At 38.7% G+C, this 5666-nt stretch carries 8 protein-coding genes; 1 reads left to right on the top strand and 7 read right to left on the bottom strand.

Going from position 1 to position 5666, the window contains the following annotated elements; all coding sequences use genetic code 11:
* Positions 1 to 307 (top strand): transposase (locus tag TJ79_RS26500; protein ID WP_155987760.1); only part of this gene is annotated, 307 nt, incomplete at its 5' end.
* A 158-nt stretch (positions 308 to 465) separates the two neighbouring features.
* Here the strand turns inward: TJ79_RS26500 and TJ79_RS03730 are convergent.
* From TJ79_RS03730 to TJ79_RS03700, 7 genes are all read right to left on the bottom strand, one after another.
* Positions 466 to 984: a hypothetical protein gene (locus TJ79_RS03730; protein ID WP_040948956.1), complete on the bottom strand. Its 519-nt coding sequence runs from the start codon at positions 982 to 984 to the stop codon at positions 466 to 468.
* A gap of 301 nt (positions 985 to 1285) precedes the next feature.
* Positions 1286 to 1513 carry a hypothetical protein gene (locus TJ79_RS03725; protein WP_040948955.1) on the bottom strand — a complete coding sequence of 76 codons (228 nt, stop codon included), beginning with the start codon at positions 1511 to 1513 and terminating at the stop codon, positions 1286 to 1288.
* A gap of 233 nt (positions 1514 to 1746) precedes the next feature.
* On the bottom strand, positions 1747 to 2226 hold the full coding sequence (locus tag TJ79_RS03720) for an SMI1/KNR4 family protein (RefSeq protein ID WP_040948954.1): 480 nt from the start codon (positions 2224 to 2226) through the stop codon (positions 1747 to 1749).
* Between the two features lie 244 nt (positions 2227 to 2470).
* On the bottom strand, positions 2471 to 2944 hold the full coding sequence (locus TJ79_RS03715) for a hypothetical protein (RefSeq protein ID WP_040948953.1): 474 nt from the start codon (positions 2942 to 2944) through the stop codon (positions 2471 to 2473).
* Between the two features lie 232 nt (positions 2945 to 3176).
* Positions 3177 to 3719 carry an O-acetyl-ADP-ribose deacetylase gene (locus TJ79_RS03710; protein WP_040948952.1) on the bottom strand — a complete coding sequence of 181 codons (543 nt, stop codon included), beginning with the start codon at positions 3717 to 3719 and terminating at the stop codon, positions 3177 to 3179.
* Positions 3720 to 4362: 643 nt separating this feature from the next.
* The gene (locus TJ79_RS03705) at positions 4363 to 4800 is read right to left on the bottom strand and encodes a hypothetical protein (protein WP_040948951.1); all 438 of its coding nucleotides are present in this window, start codon (positions 4798 to 4800) and stop codon (positions 4363 to 4365) included.
* Between the two features lie 234 nt (positions 4801 to 5034).
* On the bottom strand, positions 5035 to 5532 hold the full coding sequence (locus TJ79_RS03700; protein ID WP_040948950.1) for an SF0329 family protein: 498 nt from the start codon (positions 5530 to 5532) through the stop codon (positions 5035 to 5037).
* Positions 5533 to 5666 lie beyond the last annotated feature (134 nt).

Genomic DNA, 5666 nt, shown 5'->3' with positions numbered 1-5666 from the left:
TGCGAAACAGTTGTCCGCATTTGCAGGGCTGGACGCATCTGTCTTCGAATCGGGAACCTTTACTGCAAGTCGGAATCACATCTCTAAACGAGGGTCTACTTACCTGAGAACTGCCCTGTATCAGGCAACGGTTGCCGCCGTTTCTCAGCAACGTAATGGGCCTCGCAATCCGACTTTGTCCCGATATTATCAGCAAAAGCTTGCGGAAGGCAAACCAAAAAAAGTTGCTTTAGTGGCTACCTGCCATAAGCTTTTGCGGATTATCTTTGGTGTCTGGTCGAATAACAGCCTCTTTGTGGCAGAATAGCATAACAACAATAGGATAATTTTACCATAAATATATCTCATGAGGTAGGTTTATTTGAGTCTGTCTTCGCAGCATCTGCACAATAAGCATATCGAATTAGCTTGACTGCGATTAGCTGGTTTATGTGAAGTTCTTGCCTTCCTCGATACAACCATGTATTAATCATCATTTAGGGTAATTTCACTATTAATTTCAAGGTCAACTGTTTCGGAATGGAATTCTCCTTTACCATCATTCCATGTAATGGTTATAGTAGTATTTTCATAATTTTGTTTATCCTTCTTTTGTTCATCATAGGCATGCTCACCTGTAATAGAGCCTATATTAAGATTGTTTAGAATCGACACTGGACCATCTTCGGAACTTGCTATTTTCACGTAAACCGTCTCATAACTACCATTACTGTTTATTTCTTTGAGTTCATATTTATAATAAGTACTATTCTCAATTTGATTTGGATCACCCTTGAATATCAATCCTCCATGTCCTCGTAGTATTTTACTAGGAGAGACTATTATCTGGTAATTTATTACGTCCCACATTACGCCCGTACCGTTGAGATTGTAAACTTGTATAGTAGTGTCTGACGGTTTATTAATAACTATATAAAACACGTAACTCCAAATGGCATTCGAAATAATTATAATACTTGATAAAAGTATGATTAGTTTTTTCATTTTCTGCTCCTTATACTGGTACTAATTTATTGCAAGAATTTCACATAACGTCCTTGTATTCACGAACCCGAGAGGCTTAAGGTCCGTTAGGACCGGGTGGCTCCGCCACTTAGCCTCGCAGGGTTGTCTGCCTGATTCCCCTTCTCCGAAAATCCACGGGCAGACCAAGGGCCGCTAGGCCCGCAGCGGGAATACTGTGTTATGTGATGCCGTCGACTTCCGCGAGACTCTAAAAAACCACACTTATTAATCCATAGCTTTATTATGTATTAATAAAATTTTGTATCAATTCATTCAAGTTTTAAATTAATTTATCAATATTATTGCCTTTATTATTTTCAGATATTGTTAGTCTTAATAGTTCTAATTGTTTTGACATCTCTTGATGTTGTCTATTTAACTGGACTTGAAGTGATCGAATCTCACTTCCAGCTTTTGAGATCTCAGAGTGGTTTATTGCTGCTTTAATTATTAAATACAAAATCACACAACTGATAAAGGTTAGAAATAACCAGAGAATGATTACCATTGAACCTCCTCCAATTTTAAATACTTTGCTCTTCGACGGTTTCACATAACGTTGTTGTATTCCCGAGCCCGAGAGGCTTAAGGTCCGTTAGGACCGGGTGGCTTCGCCACTTAGCCTCGCAGGGTTGTCTGCCTGATCCGCTTCCCCGAAAAACCTCGGGCAGACCAAGGTCGGCGGCAGCCGGCCGAAGCGGGAATACGGTGTTATCGGATGTTGAGGCCTTCTATGAATGACTAAATAATTGCATTTATAAAAAAGTCAGTTAATCTTTCTGAGATTCTTATTTTTGAATGATCATCGTGGTAAATTCGATATATACCTGGATCTTGATTGCCTTCATGATTTAAGTTAATAAAAATATGATCACCACTACCTCCGGAACAACTTGCAATAAAGATGTATCCTTGCTCTAATACACTTACTCCAGGTTCATACATAAAACTTTCTTCTAGGATGCTGCTTATGTCACCCCAAATAGCATAAGAAATACCATCATATTCACCATCTGGCTCAAACTCTTGAAATCCAAATTCAGCATCAATTATTGGTACTTGAGTGTAAAGTTTAATAAACCAATCAGGCAGTCTTCTTCCCAACTTATTCTGAAAATTTATAACTTCTTCGTAATTAGCGGTTCTTCCTTGAAATACTGGATATTTCTCCTTAATCCTTGAAATTAATCTTCTAGCTTCCTCTATTACAGTTATTTCCACGTCGTTACCTCTTTTCTAAAAGCATTTGCCTCAATTTCCGATAACGTTGTTGTATTCCCGAACCCGAGAGGCTTAGGCGCGTCAGCGCCGGGTGGCTCCGCCACTTAGCCTCACAGGGTTGTCTGCCTGACTTCACTTCATCGAAAAACCTCTGGCAGACCAAGGAGCGTCAGCTCCGCAGCGGGAATACGGTGTTATCGGATGTCTGTGTCTTCTTTGATATACTTTAAAATCTCTAGAATGTTCATTGTTTGAAATATCTCATTGCTATTAGACTTGACCCTGATCGACTATCAAATGATGACTCAATACTGCCCCATATAAAGTTATAAGTTGTCCTATATATAGGGTCTTCAATGTTATTATCTGGCTCTCTGTTAAAGGCCTTTAATAATAATTTGTCATGAATTCTCTTTAATTCGAGCTCTTTTTCTTTATTCCAGTTACTCCAATCTATTTCTATATTTAAATCATCTTGAATCCGAAAAGTAATTAGATATAGTTCTTCATAGTAAAAACAAAAAGAAAGTTTGATTAGTATCTCTTCAAATTTAATACTATTAGTGCGGTACCATACATATCCCGTCTTCATATCTTCGACTGATAATAAATGTTCTTTAAAAAACAAAGTATTTTCGAACTTCTCTTTTGTTAAATCTTTATCTATTACAATATCTGAGTTAGAAATGCCGATGGATCCGGTTAATAAATTTATCATTTTGGATTCACTTCCAATAATAATATTGTACACAGATTTCCGATAACGTTATTGTATTCACGAACCCGAGAGGCTTAAGGTCCGTCAGGACCGGGTGGCTTCGCCACTTAGCCTCGCAGGGTTGTCTGCCTGATCAACTTCATCGAAAAACCTCGGGCAGACCAAGGTCGGCGTAGCTGGCCGCAGCGGGAATACTGTGTTAGATGATGGGGACGACTTCGTCGAGAAGCAATCAAAATTTCTTCAGTTCATTCTTATATATTTCTACATTCTCTTCATCGAAACACACAAACACTAGTTCATTTATTATTGTCCCGTCCTTTAACAAGTAATTAGCCACTTCATCTATGGCTATCCTACAAGCTAAGTTTTTCGGATATTTATATATTCCAGTACTTATATTTGGAATAGCAATACTTGTGACCCCTTTTGATTCAGCTAGTAATAGTGAGTTCTTGTAGCATTTTCTTAGCTTCTCTTCCTCGTCGTAATTCCCACCATTCCAAACAGGACCAACTGTATGAATTACATAACGGCATTTTAGGTTTCCGCCTGATGTTATTACCGCTCCTCCAACTGCACAACCACCTTGTTGGTTGCGGATTTTCATGCATTCTTCTAAAATAACTTTCCCACCAGCTTTATGAATTGCACCATCAACACCGCCCCCACCCAACAAACTGGTATTAGCAGCATTTACGATTGCATCGACTTCAATTTTTGTTATATCACCTTGAATCAGTCGAACTATAGAGTCTTTCAAAATAACTTCCATGAGTAACCCCCACTAATACACTATTTCGTCCCTTTCATCTAACGTTGTTGTATTCACGAACCCGAGAGGCTTAAGGCAGCTTGCTGCCGGGTGGCTCCGCCACTTAGCCTCGCAGGGTTGTCTGCCTGACACCACTTCACCGAAAAACCTCGGGCAGACCAAGGAGCGTCAGATCCGCAGCATGAATACGGTGTTATACGACGTGCTTGGCTTCTTGATCTACTTTCAAATGCTCATAAATATTTGACGAATTCAAAATGGGTGATGATTACAGCTTTGAAAAGTTGTTTCTTGATCTTAAACTATTGTTCATTTTTTATTTAAAACTTTGATTACCTTGTAGATTATGTATCCAGCCAAGATCACTAAACCAATACTTATCAGTTGAATAATCGCTGTAGAAAGTGAAAATGTCATTGAGATTCTCCTTTCTTTATAAAAGACCTCCAAGTATGTCGTATAACGTTGTTGTATTCCCGAGCCCGAGAGGCTTAAGGCATCTTGCTGCCGGGTGGCTTCGCCACTTAGCCTCGCAGGGTTGTCTGCCTGATCCAACCTCTCAGAAAATCCTCTGGCAGACCAAGGACGGCGTAGCCGGCCGCAGCAGGAATACGGTGTTAGACGAAGGAACTGCCTTCCTGAATTACTTATCAAAATCTTTATTAAATCCCTTCCAATATCCTTTAACTATTTCATCAAAGTCATTTATAGGTATTTCATTATACTTCTCGTCATAAATCCTTACTTTACTAGCCTTAATTATCAGGTCTCCACCAACTATTGACCCATCACATAAACAGCTTACTTCAATGTGATCACTAACAAATTCGGCTTTATTTATCTCTAATTCTAATGAATGAATATTCTCTATTTCAATGTATTCATTAGTGCTCCAAGCTTTGAAAGTTAATAAATTGCAGTTAATTAATCTGATATGAAGATAGCAATATTCCGAGTTGATTCGTTCTGCAAGGTATACAATATCTACCCCAATCAAGATATCGTAATTCTCGCTTGAAATAGAATTTATTATTCCATCATGAAGTTGATTAAAGGTTCTTAACATTATCTCTTGCTCCATTAAATAACCCCACTTGATAATTTTGTATATAAAGTTTTTGCAGTTCTTTCGTCTAACGTTCTTGTATTCCCGAATCCGAGAGGCTTAAGGCGCGTCAGCGCCGGGTGGCTCGCCACTTAGCCTCGCAGAGTTGTCTGCCTGAGCAACTTCCCCGAATAACCTCTGGCAGACCAAGGTCGGCGTAGCCGGCCGCAGCGGGAATACGGTGTTATGCGAAGTGCAAACTTCTCTGAATTACCTAAAACATTCTTGTCTTAATTCATAAAAAATCTTTACTAAAGGATGTTCTGACTCACTTAATTGAATATTAATAAATCGCCTCTTCCCTAGCCTTCTATCAATTATTGAAAAAGCTTTATATATTGGGTTGTTAGAATTTAAGATCTCTTCAAATGAGGTGTTTATATAATTATCTAAGTTTATTAATATGTGGCTGGTTTCGTGAATGCCTAATTCCATAATTTCCTTAACAAACTCTGAATTAATTTGTGTCTTATAGAAGTCTTCGTGAAACCCATGTTGAATAGAAAATTCGTTTAATAATTCAGATGGTAGAGGTGTCAAATACCAATGATAATATCCTCCCCCAAATATTTTCTTACCATCAAGTGTAATCCATATCTCACCATAATCATCATGAGCATCATGATAGCGGGTTAAGTGAATATCAATTCGATCCCTCAATTTTTCTGTAATTAGTTCTCTAATTTTAACTCTCAGTTTAGACCACATAAAGATAATCCTTCCCTATTTGCATTTCGCATAACGTTGTTGTATTCCCGAACCCGAGAGGCTTAAGCGAACGTAGTGAGCGGGTGGCTCCGCCACTTAGCCTCGCAGGGTTGTCTGCCTGATCCACTTCCCAG

Source organism: Gorillibacterium massiliense (genome assembly GCF_000455485.1).
Taxonomy (GTDB): Bacteria; Bacillota; Bacilli; order Paenibacillales; family NBRC-103111; genus Gorillibacterium; species Gorillibacterium massiliense.
This window is presented reverse-complemented; position numbering and strand designations above follow the sequence as displayed.

What these genes read in the sequence shown, in the direction of transcription:
- TJ79_RS03730 (WP_040948956.1), bottom strand. Translation starts at nt 984, where the DNA reads ATGAAAAAACTAATCATACTTTTATCAAGTATTATAATTATTTCGAAT.
- TJ79_RS03725 (WP_040948955.1), bottom strand. Translation starts at nt 1,513, where the DNA reads ATGGTAATCATTCTCTGGTTATTTCTAACCTTTATCAGTTGTGTGATT.
- TJ79_RS03715 (WP_040948953.1), bottom strand. Translation starts at nt 2,944, where the DNA reads ATGATAAATTTATTAACCGGATCCATCGGCATTTCTAACTCAGATATT.
- TJ79_RS03710 (WP_040948952.1), bottom strand. Translation starts at nt 3,719, where the DNA reads ATGGAAGTTATTTTGAAAGACTCTATAGTTCGACTGATTCAAGGTGAT.
- TJ79_RS03705 (WP_040948951.1), bottom strand. Translation starts at nt 4,800, where the DNA reads ATGGAGCAAGAGATAATGTTAAGAACCTTTAATCAACTTCATGATGGA.
- TJ79_RS03700 (WP_040948950.1), bottom strand. Translation starts at nt 5,532, where the DNA reads ATGTGGTCTAAACTGAGAGTTAAAATTAGAGAACTAATTACAGAAAAA.